The 18,992-nt window shown below is 70.5% G+C and carries 15 protein-coding genes; 12 read left to right on the forward strand and 3 right to left on the reverse strand.

Features of this window, described 5'->3' with window-relative positions:
* Positions 1 to 2 precede the first annotated feature (2 nt).
* The 7 genes from NVU01S_RS30765 to NVU01S_RS30795 all read left to right on the forward strand — a co-directional run bounded on the left by NVU01S_RS30765 (position 3) and on the right by NVU01S_RS30795 (position 8,719).
* The gene (locus NVU01S_RS30765) at positions 3 to 1,697 is read left to right on the forward strand and encodes a dipeptide ABC transporter ATP-binding protein (protein ID WP_244467193.1); all 1,695 of its coding nucleotides are present in this window, start codon (positions 3 to 5) and stop codon (positions 1,695 to 1,697) included.
* Positions 1,697 to 1,945: a hypothetical protein gene (locus NVU01S_RS30770; protein ID WP_063048195.1), complete on the forward strand. Its 249-nt coding sequence runs from the start codon at positions 1,697 to 1,699 to the stop codon at positions 1,943 to 1,945. Before NVU01S_RS30765 ends, NVU01S_RS30770 begins: the two co-directional genes overlap by 1 nt.
* Positions 1,945 to 3,066 carry an LLM class flavin-dependent oxidoreductase gene (locus NVU01S_RS30775; RefSeq protein WP_043668013.1) on the forward strand — a complete coding sequence of 374 codons (1,122 nt, stop codon included), beginning with the start codon at positions 1,945 to 1,947 and terminating at the stop codon, positions 3,064 to 3,066. Before NVU01S_RS30770 ends, NVU01S_RS30775 begins: the two co-directional genes overlap by 1 nt.
* Positions 3,067 to 3,160: 94 nt before the next feature.
* Positions 3,161 to 4,531 (forward strand): NtaA/DmoA family FMN-dependent monooxygenase, encoded by a 1,371-nt coding sequence (locus NVU01S_RS30780; RefSeq protein ID WP_043668015.1) that lies wholly within the window; start codon positions 3,161 to 3,163, stop codon positions 4,529 to 4,531.
* Positions 4,528 to 5,355, forward strand: coding sequence for a DUF1684 domain-containing protein (locus tag NVU01S_RS30785; protein ID WP_043668018.1), 828 nt, complete (start codon positions 4,528 to 4,530; stop codon positions 5,353 to 5,355). The genes NVU01S_RS30780 and NVU01S_RS30785 overlap by 4 nt, the downstream gene beginning before the upstream one ends.
* Positions 5,352 to 6,503 (forward strand): LLM class flavin-dependent oxidoreductase, encoded by a 1,152-nt coding sequence (locus NVU01S_RS30790; protein ID WP_043668021.1) that lies wholly within the window; start codon positions 5,352 to 5,354, stop codon positions 6,501 to 6,503. Before NVU01S_RS30785 ends, NVU01S_RS30790 begins: the two co-directional genes overlap by 4 nt.
* Before the next feature lie 188 nt (positions 6,504 to 6,691).
* A complete protein-coding gene (locus NVU01S_RS30795) occupies positions 6,692 to 8,719 on the forward strand; it encodes a CocE/NonD family hydrolase (protein WP_043668024.1) in 2,028 nt (675 codons plus the stop codon).
* 37 nt (positions 8,720 to 8,756) lie between these two features.
* On the opposite strand, the gene NVU01S_RS30800 is transcribed toward NVU01S_RS30795, so the two are convergent.
* Entirely contained in the window at positions 8,757 to 9,758 is a 1,002-nt protein-coding gene (locus tag NVU01S_RS30800) for a methylenetetrahydrofolate reductase (protein WP_082031969.1), read from the reverse strand.
* Positions 9,759 to 9,863: 105 nt separating this feature from the next.
* Here NVU01S_RS30800 and NVU01S_RS30805 point away from each other — a divergent pair, with 105 nt between their 5' ends.
* The 4 genes from NVU01S_RS30805 to NVU01S_RS30820 all read left to right on the forward strand — a co-directional run bounded on the left by NVU01S_RS30805 (position 9,864) and on the right by NVU01S_RS30820 (position 15,467).
* Positions 9,864 to 11,015, forward strand: coding sequence for a polyprenyl synthetase family protein (locus NVU01S_RS30805; protein WP_043668026.1), 1,152 nt, complete (start codon positions 9,864 to 9,866; stop codon positions 11,013 to 11,015).
* A gap of 73 nt (positions 11,016 to 11,088) precedes the next feature.
* On the forward strand, positions 11,089 to 12,621 hold the full coding sequence (gene crtI / locus NVU01S_RS30810; RefSeq protein ID WP_043668029.1) for a phytoene desaturase family protein: 1,533 nt from the start codon (positions 11,089 to 11,091) through the stop codon (positions 12,619 to 12,621).
* A 123-nt stretch (positions 12,622 to 12,744) separates the two neighbouring features.
* Entirely contained in the window at positions 12,745 to 14,448 is a 1,704-nt protein-coding gene (locus tag NVU01S_RS30815) for an alpha-(1->6)-mannopyranosyltransferase A (RefSeq protein ID WP_373864225.1), read from the forward strand.
* Positions 14,445 to 15,467, forward strand: coding sequence for a phytoene/squalene synthase family protein (locus tag NVU01S_RS30820; protein WP_043668032.1), 1,023 nt, complete (start codon positions 14,445 to 14,447; stop codon positions 15,465 to 15,467). The genes NVU01S_RS30815 and NVU01S_RS30820 overlap by 4 nt, the downstream gene beginning before the upstream one ends.
* Positions 15,468 to 15,502: 35 nt before the next feature.
* On the opposite strand, the gene NVU01S_RS30825 is transcribed toward NVU01S_RS30820, so the two are convergent.
* Positions 15,503 to 15,871 (reverse strand): Rv2175c family DNA-binding protein, encoded by a 369-nt coding sequence (locus NVU01S_RS30825; protein ID WP_029893656.1) that lies wholly within the window; start codon positions 15,869 to 15,871, stop codon positions 15,503 to 15,505.
* A 161-nt stretch (positions 15,872 to 16,032) separates the two neighbouring features.
* Here NVU01S_RS30825 and pknB point away from each other — a divergent pair, with 161 nt between their 5' ends.
* Entirely contained in the window at positions 16,033 to 17,973 is a 1,941-nt protein-coding gene (gene pknB / locus NVU01S_RS30830; RefSeq protein ID WP_052280426.1) for a Stk1 family PASTA domain-containing Ser/Thr kinase, read from the forward strand.
* Between the two features lie 56 nt (positions 17,974 to 18,029).
* Here the strand turns inward: pknB and NVU01S_RS30835 are convergent, their stop codons facing one another.
* Positions 18,030 to 18,962 carry an undecaprenyl-diphosphate phosphatase gene (locus NVU01S_RS30835; protein ID WP_043668168.1) on the reverse strand — a complete coding sequence of 311 codons (933 nt, stop codon included), beginning with the start codon at positions 18,960 to 18,962 and terminating at the stop codon, positions 18,030 to 18,032.
* Positions 18,963 to 18,992: the final 30 nt, after the last annotated feature.

Raw genomic sequence — 18,992 nt, forward strand, 5'->3', positions numbered from 1 at the left:
TCATGACCACCGCTTCTTCGCCCCGCACCGCAACCGTCGAGGACCGGCCGGGCGCTGCCTCGTGTGCCGAACCCGCGGGGCGGGAAGCAGATCCGCTGTTGCAGGTGCGCAATCTCCGGGTCCGGTACCGCACGGACACCGGCCCGGTGACCGCGCTGGCCGGCGTCTCGCTGAGTGTGGCGCGCGGCGAGGTGGTGGCCCTGGTCGGTGAATCCGGTTCGGGCAAGTCCACTCTCGCGCAGGCGGTGATCGGGTTGCTCGGAGGCAATGCCGAGATCAGCGGCGGCACGGTGACCTTCGGCGGCGAGGTCGTCGATCTCGGATCGGAGCAGGCGCTGCGCCGCCTGCGCGGCGCGCGGATCGGTTTCGTGCCACAGGATCCCGGTTTGTCACTGAACCCGGTGCGCCGGGTCGGCGATCAGGTGGCCGAGGCGCTCGTGGTGCACCGGCTGGCCGACCGGCGTTCGGCCCGGGTCCGCGCGGTCGAACTGCTGGCCGATGCCGGATTGGACCGCCCGGAGCTGCGCGAGGTGCAGTATCCGCACGAGCTGTCCGGCGGGCAGCGCCAGCGGGTGCTCATCGCGTCCGCGCTCGCCTGCGCACCGGAACTGGTGATCGCGGACGAGCCGACCAGTGCGCTGGACGCCACCGTGGCGCGCCGGGTGCTCGATCAGCTGGCCGCGCAGATCAGCGCCCGGGGCACCGCGGTGCTGCTGATCACGCACGACCTCGCCGTCGCCGCGGAACGCGCGGATCGGCTCGTGGTGCTGAGCGGTGGCGAGATCGTGGAGAGCGGCCCGACCGCGACGGTGCTCGCCGCACCCCGGCATCCGTACACGAAACGGCTGCTCGCCGCGGCACCGAGCCTGGCTCCGCCGCGCGCGTACCGGCCGCCCAAGCCGCGCGAGGGCGCTCCGCTGCTCGCATTGCGCGAGGTGCACAAGCGTTTTCGCGCGCAGGCCGGCGGCTCGGTGACCGCGGTGGCCGGGGTGGGGTTCGAGCTGGGCCGCGGCGAAACCCTGGCGCTTGTGGGCGAATCCGGCTCGGGCAAGTCGACCACGGCGCGAATCGCGCTGCGCCTCACCGATCCCGACAGCGGCCGGGTCACCTTCGACGGCCACGAGCTCACCCGGGTGCGCGGCACCCGGCTGCGCACCCTGCGCAAGCGCTTCCAGGTGGTGTACCAGAACCCGTACTCGTCGTTGGATCCGCGCTGGCGGGTCGGCACGATCATCGAGGAACCGTTGCGCGCCTACGGCGTCGGCGACCGGGCAGCCCGGCAGGCGCGGGTCACCGAGTTGCTCGGGCAGGTGGCGCTGCCGGACAGTTTCGCCCAGCGCCGCCCCGCGGAACTGTCCGGCGGCCAACGCCAGCGCGTCGCGATCGCCCGCGCGCTCGCACTGCAGCCGGACCTGCTGGTGCTCGACGAGCCCGTCTCCGCCCTGGACGCCTCGGTACAGGCGCAGATCTTGGACCTGCTGGACCGGCTGCAGGCCGAGCTGGCGCTGAGCTACCTGTTCATCTCGCACGATCTGGCGGTGGTCCGCCGGATCAGCGACCACGTCGCGGTGATGCGGCACGGGCGCATCGTCGAATCCGGCCCCACCGCGGCGATTTTCGACGACCCGCAACACGAATACACCCGGGAACTGCTGTCCGCCATTCCCACCCCCGCGCCAGCGAAAGGACAAGCCTGATGCCAGGTCCGACCTACCGCCACAGCCGGATACTCGTCCGCACCGGGCACCGGCCGCACTGCCGCAGCCAACCGGAGCCCACCCAGCCGCCGCCCGGACCGGTGAAACGCTGGTGGCGCACGCGGTTCCGGGCTCCGGAACGCGCCACCGCCCTGTGGCAGCACGCGTACCTCTTCGCCCCCGACATCGGCTGCGCCGGAACCCATCCCGCGGCGCGGCAGTGCATCGACTGGAAGGCACCCTGCTGATGGCCGAATCCGACTTCTTTCTCGCGGTGGAACTCGCGGGCACCGGCGCGCACCCGGCGTCCTGGCGCCGGCCGGACTCGCGGGCCGAGGAGCTGTTCACCGGCGGATACTGGGTCGACGCGGTGGCAGCGGTCGAAAAGGCCGGCGCCGACGCGGTTTTCCTGCCCGACTCGTTCGGCTTGCAGCCGGGTGGCCCCGGCGTCACCCGGGGCAGACTCGATGCTGTGGCGATCGCGGCGCGGGTCGCCGCACGCACCCGGCGCGTCGGCCTGCTCCCGCAGGCCCCCGTGACGCACACCGAGCCGTTCCATCTGGCCAAGGCCATCCAGAGCCTGGATTTCGCCACGCTCGGCCGGGCGGGCTGGGAGGTCACCGTCTCCGAAGGAGAGGAGCAGGCCAAGGCTTTCGGCCGCAAGCAGGCTCAGGACGCGGCGTCGCTGTGGCACGAGGCGGACGAGGCGATCGAGGTGGTCACCCGGCTGTGGGACAGCTGGGAGGACGACGCGGAGATCCGCGATGTGCCCACCGGCCGCTTCATCGACCGGAACAAGCTGCACTACATCGACTTCGATGGCGACAACTTTGCGGTGAAGGGGCCCTCGATCACGCCGCGCTCGCCGCAGGGGCAGTCGATCGTCGCGGTGCGCGCACACGACGACCCGAGCACGGGTGTCGCCGTGCGGCGGGCCGATCTGATCCGCATCGCCGCGGCCGATCTGGACGCCGCGCGCAGCCACCGCACCGCGCTGCGCACGGCGCTGCGGGCGGCCGATCGCGACCCCGACGCGGTGCGGGTGCTGCTCGACCTCGACGTGCACCTGGCCGAGTCGACCGACGCGGCACGCGCGGAGGTGGCCGAACTGGATGGGTGGGCCGCCCCGCCCGCCGAGATCGGCGTCCGCCATCTCGGCACCGCGGCCACGCTGCGCGAGCTGCTCGCCACCGTGCACCGCTCGGCGGCGGCCGACGGCGTGGTGCTGCGTCCGCTGGCGGCCCCCGCCACCCTGCGGCACCTGCCCGCGCTGGGCCGTACCGCTGTGTCCTCCACCACATTACGAACCCGCCTCGGACTGTCCCGTCCCGTCAGCCGTTACACCGAGAAGGAAGGGGCTTCCGCATGAGCTCTACTGGATCCGCGGCCCGATCACCGCACCCGTGCCCGCGGGTACGGCGATCAGCCGCGCGCGTCACGGAGTCGCACGAGGGGATGGCGTCGTGACCGGCAAACCGCGCAAGCCCATCCACCTGGCGGCGCACTTCCCCGGCGTCAACAACACCACGGTGTGGGCCGATCCGGCGTCGAAGAGCCAGGTCGACTTCGCCTCGTTCGTGCACCTGGCCCAGACCGCCGAGCGCGGGCTGTTCGACTTCTTCTTCCTGGCCGAGGGGCTGCGCCTGCGCGAACATCTCGGGCGCATCCACGACCTGGACGTGGTGGGCAGGCCGGACACCTTCACGGTGCTCGACGCGCTGGCCGGGGTGACCGACAAGCTCGGCCTCGCGGGCACGATCAACAGCACCTACAACGAACCCTTCGAGCTGGCCAAGCAATTCGCTTCGCTGGACCACCTCTCCGGCGGGCGCGCCGCCTGGAACGTCGTCACCTCCTCCGACGCGTTCACCGGCGAGAACTTCCGTCGCGGCGGCTATCTGGAGCACAGCAAGCGCTATCAGCGCGCGGCCGAGGTGGTCGAGGTCGCCCGCAAACTGTGGGACAGCTGGGCCGCGGACACGCTCGTCGTCGACCGGGCGGCCGGCGTCTTCGCCCGGGAAGTCCCCGAAACTCGCCATCGCGGTTCGCAATTCGATATCGCGGGCCGCTTCGTGCTGCCGCCGAGCCCGCAGGGGCACCCGGTGCTGTTGCAGGCGGGCGATTCCGACGACGGCCGCGAGTTCGGCGCGGCGGCCGCGGACGCGATCTTCACCGTGCACGGCACATTGGAGGCCGGGCAGCGCTTCTATACCGATGTCAAGAACCGTCTCGCGAAATACGGCCGGACACCGGACGAACTGAAGATCCTGCCCGCCGCGACGTTCGTGCTCGGCGATTCCGCACAGGACGCCGAGGAGCGCGCCCGCCACATCCGGCAGCAACAGGTCGGACCGCAGACGGCGCTCGCCTTCCTCGAACAGGTATGGGGCCGTGACCTTTCCGGCTACGACCCGGACGGTCCACTGCCCGACGTGGACCCGGCCGACAACGCGGACATCACCCGCGGCCGGGTGCGCCACGCGAAGGATCCGCGCGCGGTCGCCGAGGCGTGGCGGGCCCGGGCCGCGGCCGAAAACCTCAGCATCCGTGAGCTGATCATCGAGGTGACCGCGCGCCAGCAGTTCGTCGGCACGCCCGCCGCGGTCGCCGAGCAGATCGACACCTACGTGCAGGCCGACGCCAGCGACGGTTTCATCCTCGTCCCGCATCTCACCCCGGGCGGACTGGACGAGTTCGTCGACAAGGTCGTCCCGGAACTGCAGGAGCGCGGCAGTTTCCGCACCGAATACACCGGCACCACCCTGCGCGACCACCTCGGTCTGCGTCATCCCCACCACCGCACCACCGCCCACGAAGGAGCACGAGCGTCATGACGACCAGCATCAGCACCGTTTTCGAAACCGAGTGGGCACACTGGCAGCACGCGCGTGAGGACCAGCTGCGCGACCCGCTCGGCTTCCTGAGCCTGACCGCGCTGCACTGGCTCACCGATCAGCCCGAGCGGCTGCCGGACGTGCCGGGCACCTGGTGGGTCACCGACGACAAGGTGTTCATCACCGCGCAACCGGCCGACCGGCTGGACTACGACGGCGAGCGGATCGCCGGCGTGCAGATCATCACGCCCGCCGAGGGCGCGACGGGACTCATTGTGCGGCACGAGGATCGGGTGCTCGAGGTGATCCGCCGCACCGGTCGGTACGCGGTGCGCGTGCACGACCCGGCCGCGCCCACGCTGCTGAGCTTCACCGGCATCCCGAGCTACGCGCCGGACCCGCGCTGGGTGCTGAGCGGCAAGTTCACGCCGTTCGACGAGCCGCAGACGGTGACCACGGGCGCCGTGGTGGACGGGCTCGAACACCACCACACGGCTTCCGGCACCATCGAATTCACGCTCGGCGAGGCCACCGAGCGGGTGCTCGCGTTCGGTGACCCGACCGATCTGCGACTGCTGTTCACCGACGCCACCAGCGGCGTCACCACCTACCCGGCGGCGCGCTCGCTGGCGGTCGGCGCGCCGGACGCGGACGGCACGGTGCGCCTCGACTTCAACCGGGCGGCGAATCTGCCCTGCGCCTTCACCGATTTCGCGACCTGCCCGCTGGCGCCCGAGCAGAATCGGCTGCGGGTGGCCATCGAGGCGGGCGAACAGCACCCGGGGTTGCAGCACGGCGAGCTATCGCAGCGGAGGACGGCATGACGGTCCCGCTGTCGATCCTCGACCTGGCGCCGATCAGCGCCGGGTCCACCGCGCAGCAGGCGCTGCGCAACACCGTCGATCTCGCGCAGCGCGCGGAACAGTGGGGCTACCACCGGTATTGGCTGGCCGAACATCATTTCGTCGCGGTGGCCAGTTCCTCCTCGATCACCCTGATCGGCTTGGTCGCGGCGGTCACCTCGCGGATTCGAGTGGGCTCGGCGGCGGTGCAGGTCGGCCACCACACCTCGGCCTCGATCGTCGAGGCGTTCGGCACGATCGATGCGCTCTACCCGGGTCGGCTCGATCTCGGGCTCGGCCGCTCCGGCCACCGCCGCAGCCAATACGGTTCGGAGCCCGCGCATCCCAAGGGCGGTCATCCCCGCGTCGACACCGCGACCGGCCGGACCGAGATCAAGGACGGTGTCGTGGTGCCGCCTCCGTTCGACCCCGGCCGGATCACCGACCGCTCGAAATTCCTCGCCTCGATCGGTGCGCTGCAACAGCGCGGCGCGCAGGCGCCGCCGTTCGACGAGCAGGTCGACGAGGTGCGGGCGCTGCTGGACGGCAGCTTCGTCAGCCCCGAAGGTGTTGCCCTGCACGCCGTTCCGGGCGAGGGCGCACAGGTGCAGGTGTGGGTCTTCGGCAGCTCGGCCGGGGAGAGCGCCGAGCTGGCCGGGCGGCTCGGGCTGCCGTTCGCGGCGGCGTATCACGTCTCGCCGGGCACCGCGCTGGACGCGGTCGCGGCCTATCGGGACGCGTTCCGCCCGTCCGCGCAGCTGGCCGAGCCGTATGTGGTGGTCTCGGCCGACGTCGTGGTGGCCGCGGACGACGCCACCGCCCAGCACCATGCCGCCACCTACGGCCACTGGGTGCACAGCATCCGCAGCGGCGCGGGCGCGGCCGACTACCTGGATCCGGACACCACGGCGCCGCTGACCCCGGAACAGCACCGGCTGGTGGACGATCGCCTGGCCACCCAGTTCGTCGGCTCGCCGAGCACCGTCACGGGCCGCCTGGCGGCACTGCAGCAGCACACCGGCGCCGACGAACTGCTCGTCACCAGCGTCACCCATCACCACGCGGACCGGCTGGAGTCGCACCGCCTCCTCGCCGACGCCTGGGGCCTGCGCACCGCCCGCGCCGCCTGAACCGACGCGCATCGCGGGCACGGCGGCGCTACCGAGTAGGTGCCGCCGTGCCCGCAGTTCCGTCGCGCTGCACAAGAACCGTGCACCGAATCGGTGCGCCCGACGGTAAATGGGAGCGCAAGCGGAAACCCTCTTGAAACATACAAGCGTGCATGTATATTTCTGCCGGTTGATGGAGGAGGGTATCGATGAGGATTGCTCTTGGCCGCCGCTGGGCCCGATGGTTCGTCGGAGCGGTTGCGCTGCTGACGGTTTCGCAGGTGGTCGTGGCCGCGCCCGGTGCCGCGAGGCCGGAAGGGGCCGCGGCGTGGACGGCGCTGCACGATGGGCCACAACGGTTTCCGTCCATCCATATCGACTGGGACGTGCCCATCACGATGAGCGACGGGACCGTCCTGAAGGCGAACGTGTACCGGCCCGCCGACGCGCACGGCCCGATCGATACGCCGTTCCCGACCATCGTGAACATGACGCCGTACACGAAACTCGGGTCGATGGTCCTGCAGACCGCGCTGTCGGTGCCGGTTCTGTCCGACGCGGTGGTCGGATTGCTGCGCGACTTCGAATTGCCGGGGACGCCGCTGGAGGGCCTCACCGACGCGACCCGGGTCGCGGGCGGCGGGTTCGGCCGGGTGTTCTCGGTGGACCCCAACCTGATTCGCAGCGGCTACACCCAGATCGTGGTGGACGTGCGCGGTACCGGCTTCTCGCAAGGCAACTGGGAACCCTGGGGCCCGAAAGACCAGTCGGACACCCCGGAGGTCATCGCCTGGGCCGCGGCCCAACCGTGGTCGGACGGCAATATCGGGATGAACGGCGTGTCCTACTCGGGCATCAACCAGGTGCAGGCAGCCGAAAAGCAGCCGCCCGCACTGAAAGCCATCGTCCCGGTGGTGCCGGGCAACGATCTGGTCCGCGACATGATCGCGCCGGGTGGCGCGGCCATCGGCATCCTGCTGCCCTACCTGCTGGTCGTGAACGCGGCCAAACTCATGCCGGACCTGATGTCGTTGCTACAGGGCAGATTCGACACGCAATGGCTGGCCGATCGCCTCGCCGACCCCCTGTCCTTCCTCGACGTCGGGCTGCAGACGCTGACCGCCGATTCCTTCGACAGCATTCCGCCGCAACTGAGCAACGTGCTCGACCCGGACAGTCCGATCCGGCAGGCCTGGCTCGGCCATCCCGAGCGGATCCAGGTGCCGACCATGGTGATCGGCGGCTGGCACGACAACTTCGTCAACGGCGAACCCCGCATCTACCAAGACATTCCGTTGCCGCCCGGGCAGAAGCAGTTGGTGATGGGCAACGGCTATCACGTGAGCACCGGCTTCGACATGCGCGGCAAGCCGGGCGAGCCGCCCCGCATCGACGTGCTGCAGCGCGCCTGGTTCGACAAGTGGCTCAAGGGCATCGACAACGGGATCGATCGGTGGGGCCCGGTGACGATGTGGCAGCAGGGCGGCGGCTGGACCACGGCCGAGCAGTTCCCGCGCCCGGAAGCCGAGCACCGGCGGATGTATCTGTCCGCGGCGCCGAGCGGCACCTCGGCGCTCAGCGCGCACGACGGCTCGCTCGTGACCGCGGCGACCGCGGACACCGCCCGCCTGACCGTCGCGCCCGGCCTGGCGAGCTTGTGCTCGGCCGACGGAACCCAGGGCACCGCGGGCATTCTCGTCTTCACCGGCTGCGGCAAGGACGCCCGGATCCAGGAGATTTCCGGGCTGACCTTCACCAGTCCCCCGGTGACCGCGCCGACGACGCTGTCCGGCCCGATCGCGGTGCATCTGAACACCGTGCACGACGCCACCGACGGCTACTGGACCGCGACGCTGAACGACGTTGCGCCGGACGGACGTTCGGTGACCCTCAGCACCGGCCAGCTGATGGCGTCGATGCGCGCCGTCGACGACGCCAGGAGCCGCCGGTCCGCCGACGGCGCCTACACCGATCCGTTCCCGGTCATGTCGCTGGCCGCCCGGCAGGACGTCGTGCCCGGCCAGGCTACGCAACTCGACCTCGGACTCGCGCCCACCGACGCGATCCTCCAACCGGGACACCGGCTCCGGCTCGACATCTTCGCGGGCAACTACCCGAAGGGGCTGCCGATCCGGCCGATGCTCGACGGCACCGGCCTCAAACCGCAACACCTGCAACTGGATCCGGCGGAACCGAGCTATGTGAACGTCCCGCTGAGCGGCACCACCGGCTGGTGACCGCACTCCCGCCGCGCACCCACCGGCGCGCGGCGGGTCAGGCGCTGATCGGCGCGGCGGTGACGCCGTAGCCGAGGTTGGTGAGCACCTCGGTGGTCGCCTTGGCGAAATTCAAGGTGATGAAGTGCAGGCAGGGCGCGCCCTCGTCGATGAGCCGCTGGGCCATCTCGGTGGCGATCTCGATGCCGGCCTCGCGGACCGCGGCCGGGTTGCCGTCGGGGGCATCGCCCGCGGCCTTGTGCAAGCGCGCCAGCACCGCGGGCGGCAGCGTGCGACCGCAGAGTTCCTCGGCCCTGGCGACCGTGCGCAGCGAGGTGATCGGCATCAGCTCGGGGATGATCGGCTTGGCGCCCTCGATCGGGTCGAACTTCTGCACGCGATCGCGCAGCCGCAGGTAGTGCTCGACGTCGAAGAACATCTGCGTGATCGAATACTCCGCGCCCGCACGCAGTTTCGCGGCCAGAAAGGCGGTGTCGGAGTCGAGGTCGGGCGAGCGGTGATGGCCCTGCGGGAACGAGGCGACGCCGACGTGGAAGTCGCCGAGGTCGCGCACGATGCGCACCAATTCCTCGGCGTACTCGACACCATCGGGATGGCGCTGCCAGGCGCCGAGCGGATCGCCCGGCGGATCGCCGCGCAGCACCAGGATGTTGCGGATCCCGGAATCGGCGTAGGAACCGACCAGCGAACGCAACTCGGCCACGCTGTGCTCGACGGCGGTCAGGTGCGCCACCGGCAGCAGCGTGGTCTCCTGCGCCAGCGCACCGGTGACCCGTACGGTGCGGTCGCGGGTGGACCCGCCCGCGCCGTAGGTCATCGACACGAACGCCGGATGCATCCGCTCGAACTGGCGCACCGCGCGCCACAGCCGCGCCTCGGCGGGCGCATCACGGGGCGGATTGAACTCGACGGAGAACGGCACAGCGGTACCGGAGTGCGTCCGCAAACTCTGTACCACCGAGGGTGTCGCAGAGACGTTCGGCTGCGTCCGGGGCGGACCGCCAGGGGTCGAGCTGCCCCGCGCATTGTCGAAAGTCACTGATCCAGTGTAGAGGTGACCTGCGGTAGCCCCGACGGGTCGGCCGCCGACCGCCGCGTATTCTCGCTGCGAAGAGGGTGTGAGCGAGCGCCCGGCAACCCGACCTTGGAGGCCACGCTGTCCGCCGGAACCGGTACCCAGACGCCGCACCGTACCTCGGCGGCCGAGCTGATCGCGCCGATCCCGGGCACGCCGGCCTTCGTCGCGGCCGTGGAAGGCGCGTTGACCAGGTTCTTCGCCGACCGTCGCGGGACGGTCGAGGAGCTGGGCCCGATCTTCGTCGAGGCCGCGGACGCGCTGGAACTGTTCGTGCTGCGCGGCGGCAAACGCACCAGGCCCGCGTTCGCGTGGACCGGCTGGCTCGGCGCGGGCGGCGACGCCGCGGGGCCGGACGCCGCCGCCGTGCTGACCGCGTGCGCGGCCCTGGAACTGGTCCAGGCGTGCGCGCTGATCCACGACGACATCATCGATTCCTCGCGCACCCGCCGCCGCTTCCCGACGGTGCACGTCGACTTCGAAACCCGGCACCGCGACCGCGGCTGGGCGGGTGATTCCGCGCACTTCGGCGCCAGCGTGGCCATCCTGGTCGGCGACCTGGCCCTGGCCTGGGCCGACGACATGGTGCACGCCTCCGGTCTGGAGCCGACGGCCATCGCCCGGTTCGCCCCGGTGTGGGCAGGCATGCGCACCGAGGTGCTCGGCGGCCAGCTGCTCGACATCAACGGCGAGGCGGGCGGCGACGAGTCGGTCGAGGCGGCGCTGCGCATCAACCGGTACAAGACCGCCGCCTATACCGTCGAGCGCCCGCTGCACCTCGGCGCGACCATCGCCGACGCCGACGCCGATCTGGTCGCGGCCTACCGCACCTTCGGCACCGATATCGGCATCGCGTTCCAGCTGCGCGACGATCTGCTCGGCGTCTTCGGCGACCCCGCGATCACCGGCAAACCCTCCGGCGACGATCTGCGCGAGGGCAAGCACACGGTGCTGCTGGCGGAGGCCCTGCGCCGCGCCGACGAGTCCGACCCGGCGGCCGCGAAACTCTTGCGCACCAGCGTCGGCACCGATCTCGACGCGGATGAGGTGGCCCACCTGCGCACGGTGCTCACCGAGCTCGGCGCCGCCGACGAGGTGGAGCGCCGGATCACCGAGCTGACCGACGCGGGCCTGGCGGCCATCGAGACCAGCACCGCGACGCCCGCCGCGAAGGAACAATTGCGCGCCATGGCCTTGGCCGCGACCAAGCGCACCGCGTGAAAGTAGCTGCGGCACCGGCCGATCGGGTACACCTGGTCGGCACAGATCGCTGCCCGGCACCGAGGAGAATTACATGCCTGACGTGAAAACCGTTGCCGGACCGACGGATCGCGTGGTCGTCGTCGGGGCGGGACTGTCCGGACTTTCCGCGGCGCTGTATCTGACCGGCGCGGGACGGCAGGTCACCCTGCTCGAACGGGCCGATCACCCGGGCGGCCGGGTCGGGCGCTACCAGGGGGCGGATTACGAGATCGACTCCGGCGCCACCATTTTGACGCTGCCCGAGCTGGTCGCCGATGCGCTCGCCGCGGTCGGCCGCACACCCGAGACCTGCAAGCCCGCGCTGCGCATCCACCAGCTCGCGCCGAGCTACCACGCCCGCTTCGCCGACCGCACCGAACTGCGGGTGTTCGCCGACGCCGACGCGATGGCGGCGGAGGTCGCGGCGGTCTGCGGCCCCGCCGAAGCCCGCCGGTATCGGCGGCTACGGGACTGGCTGGCCCGGATCTACGCCGCCGAGTACGCCGAATTCATGGACACCAACTTCGATTCGCCGCTGGACCTGGTGCGGCTGCCCGAAAAGCGCCGCGCCCTGGCCACTTTGGTGCGGCTCGGCGGGTTCGGCAGGCTCGGGCCGCGGGTCGGGCGCTTCCTGCGCGATCCACGACTGGCCCGGCTGTTCACCTTCCAGGCGCTGTACGCGGGCCTGCCGCCCACCGCGGCGCTCTCGGTATACGGCGCGATCCCGCACATGGACACCTCGCTCGGCGTCTACTTCCCGGAAGGCGGCATGCGCGCGATCGCGGCGGCCATGGCCGAGGCGTTCACCGCGGCGGGCGGCACGCTCGAACTCGGCACCGAGGTCACCGGCGTGGACTACACGCGGCGGCGCGCCACCCGGGTCCGCACCGCGGACGGCCGCGGCTTCGACTGCGACGCCCTCGTGCTCACCGCCGATCTCGGCAGCATCGACCGGTTCGGCGTGCGCCGCCGCCGCGGCCTGCGCGCCGCGCCGTCGGCCGTGGTCGCACACGGGACGGTGCCCGCGGCGCTCGCGCGGACCTGGCCGGTGCAGGCCCACCACATCATCGAGTTCGGGCAGGCGTGGCGGCAGACCTTCGCCGAGATCACCGGACGGCGCGGCCGCGGGCGGCTGATGAGCGATCCGTCGCTGCTGCTGACCCGGCCCGCGCTCACCGACCCCGGACTGCACATCACCCGCGCCGACGGCGAGTACGAACCGCTGTCCGTGCTCGCCCCGTGCCCGAATCTGGACTCGGCCGCGCTGGATTGGCGCCGCATCGGGCCCGCGTATCTGCGCGAGTTGCTCGGGGTACTGGAAGCGCGCGGTTACCACGGCATTGCCGAGCACTTCACGGTCGACCATGTGGACACCCCGCGCACCTGGCACGAGCAAGGGATGCTCGCCGGAACTCCCTTCTCCGCGGCACACCTGTTCCGGCAGACCGGGCCATTTCGCCCGCGCAATCTTCCGCAGGGCAGCGACAACGTGGTTATCGCAGGTTGCGGCACCACGCCGGGGGTCGGCGTGCCGACGACACTGCTGTCCGGAAAACTGGCGGCAACCCGGATAACCGGTGAATAAGGCCCAGCTCGAGATGAAACCCCGAGGACCAGCGGGATAGGGTTCGATGCGACGCCGTAAACTAGGCGCCGACCTATTCACTCGCGGTTGCGACCGCTGACCATTCGGGGGGACCGACACCAGATGGCATCCCCCGAAACGCGCGCCGCAAAGGCCACAGTGACAGATATCGACGGCCACGCACCGAAAACCGCAGCGCAGCGCGAATCGGCCGCCACCGACCCGTCGGGTGTGCGGTCCTGGATGCGTACCAGTGCCGTCTTCCTGCGCACCCCCGAGGGACACGCGGCGCTGCTCGGGTTCTACGGCGCGATCATGATCACCCTCGGCGGGTTCGGCGCGGGCAGCACCCGCAAGCGCGACCCGCTGCTCGAGGCGCTACACCTGTCCTGGCTACGTTACGGCCACGGGTACGCGCTCTGCACGATCGTGATCTGGATCGGCGTGCTGCTGATGATCACCGCGTGGGTCCGGCTGGGCCGCGCCACGATCGGCAAGGGCGACAGACCTGATGTACCCGTGACGTTGAACGAGTTGCGGGCCATCGTCGGAATCTGGATCACCCCACTGCTTTTCGCGGTGCCGATGTTCAGCCAGGACGTCTACTCCTACCTGGCGCAGGGCGCACTGCTGCGTGACGGTTTCGACCCGTATGTCGACGGCCCGGTGAAGAACCCCGGCGTGCTGCTCGACAACGTGAGTCCCGTCTGGAAGAACACCACCGCGCCCTACGGGCCGATATTCCTGCTGCTCGGTCGCGGTATCACCAGCATCACCGGGGAGAACGTCGTCGCGGGCACCATCGCGATGCGGCTGGTGATGCTGCCCGGTCTCGCGCTGATGATGTGGGCGGTGCCGTATCTGACCAAGCACCTCGGCGGCAAGCCGACGGTCGCGCTGTGGCTCGCGGTGCTCAACCCGCTGGTGCTGATCCACCTCTTCGGCGGCGTGCACAACGAGATGCTGATGGTCGGCCTGATGTGCGCGGCCATCGCGCTGGTACTGGAGCGCCACCACGTCGCGGGCATCGTGGTGCTGGCGATCGGCGTGGCGATCAAGGCGACCGCCGGTGTCGCGCTGCCGTTCCTGGTGTGGATCTGGATGCTGCACGAACGCGAGAAGCGCGCCGCCCAGCGCACCCGCCGCGACCCGGACCAGTTACCGGAGAGCGAACGGCCGCACGATGCCGCGGAACCGACCGAGGACATGCCGCACCCGGCGCTGATGTTCGCCAAGATCGCTGGACTCGGCCTGAGCGTGTTCGCGGCGGTGTTCGTCGCGGCCTCGGCCATCGCGGGCGTCGGCATCGGCTGGCTGACCGCGCTGTCGGGCTCGAAGAAGATCATCAACTGGCTCTCGCTGCCGACCATCATGATGCACATGGTGGGCTGGGTGACCACGCTGGACAGCGGCAAGGTGCTCAACGTGACCCGGCTGCTGTGCATGCTCGCGCTCGTCGCGCTGCTCGCCTGGACCTGGTGGCGGTTCCGGCACAGCGAGCGCGAGGCGGTGTTCGGCATCCTGATCGCCTTCGTCGCGATCGTCATCCTCTCCCCCGCCGCACTGCCCTGGTACTACTCGTGGCCGCTCGCGCTGGCCGCCGGGTTCGCGCTGTCCACCACGACCTTGATGGTGCTCGTCGGCTTGTGTACCTGGCTGATGCTGGTGTTCCAACCCGACGGCTCGATCGGGCTCTACTCGTTCGGGCACGTCGCGGCCGCGACGTTCGCCGCCGTGGTGGCGGCCATGTCGCTGCGCAAGGTCGACCCGCTGCGGCTGCGGGCCGCGACACCGAGCACCGAACCGGCCACACCCGCCCGGACATGACCGGTCTCGCGCCGCCCGCACTCGAGCGCGCCCGGCGCGACACCGCCGCCGAACTCGCTCTCGCGTATCGCGCGTGCCGGCAGATCGCGGCGCGGTACGGGCGCACCTATTTCCTGGCGACCCGGCTGCTCTCGGCCGAACGCCGGCCGGCGATCCACGCGCTCTACGCCTTCGCCAGGGTGGTGGACGATATCGTCGACCACCCGGAAACCGGTGCGGTGCAGCGATTCCCGGACGACACCGGATGCGAGCGGAGTGCGCTCGCACCGGCCGCGCAGCTCGACCTGATCGAGCATCAGCTGCGCGCGCTGCTGGACGGCACCCTCGCCGCACCGGAGGCCCTGTCACACAAGACGTTCGAAGCGCACCGTCTGGCGCTGCTCGCGCTGGCCGACACCATCGATCGCTACGACATTGCGGCAGTGCACTTCTGGACGTTCCTCGACGCCATGCGGATGGACGTGCCCGGCACCGCGCAGTTCCGCGACCGCTACACCACGATGACCGAACTGCGCGAATACATGCGCGGCTCGGCCGCCGCCATCGGACTACAGGTGCTGCCGGTGCTCGGCACCGTCGTCCCGCGCGCCGAGGCCGAGCCCGCGGCCGCGGCCCTCGGCGAGGCGTTCCAGCTCACCAACTTCCTGCGCGATGTCGCCGAGGATCTCGATCGCGGCCGGATGTATCTGCCCGCCGACGAACTCGCCCCCTTCGGCGTAGACCACGATCGGCTCATCCACTGCCACCGCACCGGGCACACCGATGCCAGGGTGCGCCGCGGGCTCGCCCACCTGATCGCGGTCAACCGGGACATCTACCGGCGCGCGGACGCGGGCATCGACCTACTGGAACCGCGCGTGCGGCCCGCGATCCGCACCGCCTCGCTGCTGTACGCGGGCATCCTCGACCGCATCGAGGACTCGGGCTACGCCGTGTTCGCCCAGCGCGCGGTCGTCCCCCGCCCGCACCGCCTGCGCGTCGCCGCGACACAGTTCGCCGCTGCCCTGGCCGGACGCTGACGCCCGGCCGGGCTGTGCGCATGCTGCGCGGCCGGTCAGAACGGATCGGCGGCCGCTCTGCGGACCACCTCGCGGGCGAGCGGGCCGTGCAGGGCGTCGATCGGCTTACCAGGCAGGCTGTCGTCGTCGGTGAAGATCCACTGCAGGATCTCCTCGTCGGTGTATTTGGCGTCCTTCATCACGGTGATCAGGCCCGGCAGCGGCTTGACCACCGCGCCCTCCTTGTCGAAGAACCGCTCGGGGACACCTGCCACGCCGTCCCGGCGGATGGCGAGCAGTTGGTGGTCGCGCAGCATCTGATGGACGCGGGTCACCACGAGCCCGAGCCGGTCGGCCACCTCGGGCAGCGGCACCAGCGCCACGGACTCCGGAAGAACATCATCGCTGCAGGGAAATGCACTCACCCGAGTAACGGTAGACCGTCCCCCACCGCACGTCGTGAGACACCCGGGCGCGTTTCGCCGATACCATCGTGAGGGCCGCACGGGGCGGTCGATCGCTTGTGGGCGCAACCGCGAGGGGTGAGAACTTTGTGAAAGCCGGAGGACATCAATTGATCGGCCAAATGCTGGAAGGGCGCTATCGCATCGATGCGCCGATCGCCCGCGGTGGCATGTCGATGGTCTTCCGGGGGGTCGATACCCGGCTGGATCGCCCCGTCGCCATCAAGGTGATGGACCCGAAGTTCGCCGGTGACCCGCAGTTCCTCACCCGATTCGAGTTCGAGGCCCGCGCGGTCGCCAAGCTCAAGCACCCGTCCCTGGTCGCGGTCTACGACCAGGGCGTGGACGGCGAATACCCGTTCCTGATCATGGAGCTGGTGGAGGGCGGCACGCTGCGCGAGCTGCTGCGCGAGCGCGGCCCGATGCCGCCGCACGCGGTGCGCGCGGTGGCCGAGCCGGTGCTCGCGGCGATCGGCGTGGCGCACAGCGCGGGGCTGGTGCACCGCGACGTGAAGCCGGAGAACGTGCTGATCTCCGACGCCGGCGAGGTCAAGATCGCCGATTTCGGCCTCGTCCGCGCGGTGGCGGCGGCCAACACCACCTCGGCCAGCGTGATTCTCGGCACGGCCGCGTACCTCTCCCCCGAACAGGTGACCAGCGGCACGGCCGACGCGCGCAGCGACGTCTACTCCTTCGGCGTGCTGATCTTCGAGCTGCTGACCGGGCGTGTCCCGTTCACCGGCGATACCTCGATCTCGATCGCCTATCAGCGGATCGAGAACGATGTGCCGAGCCCGAGCCGGTTCATCTCCGGCGTGCCGCCGGAGTTCGACGAGCTGGTCGCGAAGGCCACCGCGCGCGAGCCGGCGCACCGGTTCGCCGACGCGAACGAGATGGCGGCGGCGCTGCGGCAGATCGGCGCGAAGCTGAACCTGCCGCCCTACCGGGTGCCCGCGCCGCAAGAGTCGGCCGAACACCTGAGTGCCAGTTACAAGGTGGCCACCCCGGCCGCACACCAGCCCGCGGCGACTCCCGCGCCGCCGTATACGCCGCCGACGGTGCAGCACACGCGGGTGGTCACCGCGCCGCGCCCGCGCGCGGACTACGGACCCGACGACTACGACGAGCAGCCGGTACGCCAGCAGCACGCGTCGGCCCCGTACCAGTCCTACGCGCCGGATCCCAGCAGGTCGCGGCGCACGGCGTGGATCTGGATCGCCGTCGTGGCGATTCTCACGCTGGTGGTCGGCGTCGGTGGCTGGTGGCTCGGGTTCGGGCGGTTCTCGCCGGTGCCCGCGATCGCCGGACTCGACACCGATCGAGCGGTCGCGACCTTGCGGGACGCCGGATTCGAGACGGAGCTGCGGCAGAAGGCCTCCGACACCATCCCGGTCGGCGGCGTGGTCGGCAGCGACCCGTCCGCCGGGTCGCGGATCACCAAGGGGTCGACGGTCGCGGTGCTGGTTTCCAGCGGCAAACCGAAGGTGCCGGACCTCAATCCCGGTGACGACATCTCGAAGGTCAATCAGCTGATCCGCGACGCGGGCCTGCAGCCGGTGGACTCCGGCGAAGAAGGCAACCCCGCGCCCAAGGGCACCCTCGCCCGGGTCGAGCCCGGCCCCGGCACCGTGCTGCCGACCGGCGCGCAGGTCAAGGTGTACCGCAGCAACGGCGCGAAGCCGATCAAGGTGCCCGACGTGCGCGGCAAGACAGCCGACGAAGCGGTGAAACTGCTCACCGACGCGGGTATCAAGGTCCGCGACCGGCAGACCAAATTCGACAAGTCCGTCGAGGCGGACAAGGTGATCGGCACCGATCCGGTCGCCGGGACCACCGTCCAATCCGGCAGCGGTGTCACGCTTTTCGTCTCCAATGCGCTCAAGATGCCCAACCTGATCGGGTCGAGTGTCGGCAATGCCAGGTCGAAGCTGGAAAGCCTCGGCCTGCAGGTCGAGGTCAAACAGCTCACGCCCACCGACGGCTCGGTGGTGATCGGCCAGGTGCCGGGGATCAGCGCGAACGTCGAGCCGGGATCCACCGTCCAGCTGACCGCGCTGCCATAGCGCGACAACAGCTTCGGCTGTCGCGGATCACTGCATTGCTCGAATGACGCACGGCATCAGAGGAATCGGACGATCGATACGGTTCCCACGACCAGGCAGTAGACCGCGAACGGGAGCAGGGTGCGGGTCTGGAAGTAGCGCTCCAGGAAGCGCACCGCCAACCACGACGACATTCCGGAGACGACCGCACCGACCAGCACGGGCCCGCGGATACCGGCGGTGTCCGGCCCGGCCAGCTCCGGGATCTCCATCAGGCCCGCACCCAGGATCGCCGGAGTGGCCAGCAGGAAAGCGAATTTCGCCGCCTGCTCGTGCTGCAGTCCACGCCACAGTCCACCGACCATGGTCAGTCCCGCTCTGCTGAATCCGGTCAGCAGAGCACCGACCTGAGCGAATCCGATGGCGAGCGCGTCCTCCGGCTCCAGCGCCGCCAGCCGCCGATCCGATTGGCGCTTACGGGCTTCCGCAGTGCGCACACCCGCCCGGCCGTGCAGCGCGAAGCTTCGCCCGTACTGTGCGAGCGTCGGCTCGTTGCGGCGGCGCAGACCCTCGCCGACGATCAACACGATGCCGTTGAGCACCAAGAAGATCGCGGCACAGATCGGCGCCGCGAACAGCACGTGCAGCGGATGTTGCAGAAACGGCCCGAGGGCCGCGATGGGCAAGGTCGCGATCACGATCAACAACGCCAACCGCTGGGCGACCGTCTCGGCCCGGCCGGTGCGCAACAGGCCGACCATGCCGACGGCGATGGCCCGCCAGTCCCGCCAGTAGTAGCCGAGCAGTGCCACCGCGGTCCCCACGTGCAATGCCACCACGAAGGCCAAATACGGTGTGCCTGTGCCCGATTCGCCCTGATCGACCAGTCGCTGCCAGTCCCCGCCGAGCCACGCCGCGAGCAACACCGAATGCCCCAGGCTGGAGATCGGGAACAGCTCGGTGACGCCCTGCACCACACCGATGACCGTCGCTTCGAAGTAAGTGAGCATCGCGAAGAGTTTCGCACGGCCACAGCCGCC

Origin of the sequence: Nocardia vulneris (genome assembly GCF_001613425.1) — a bacterium.
GTDB lineage: Bacteria > Actinomycetota > Actinomycetes > Mycobacteriales > Mycobacteriaceae > Nocardia > Nocardia vulneris.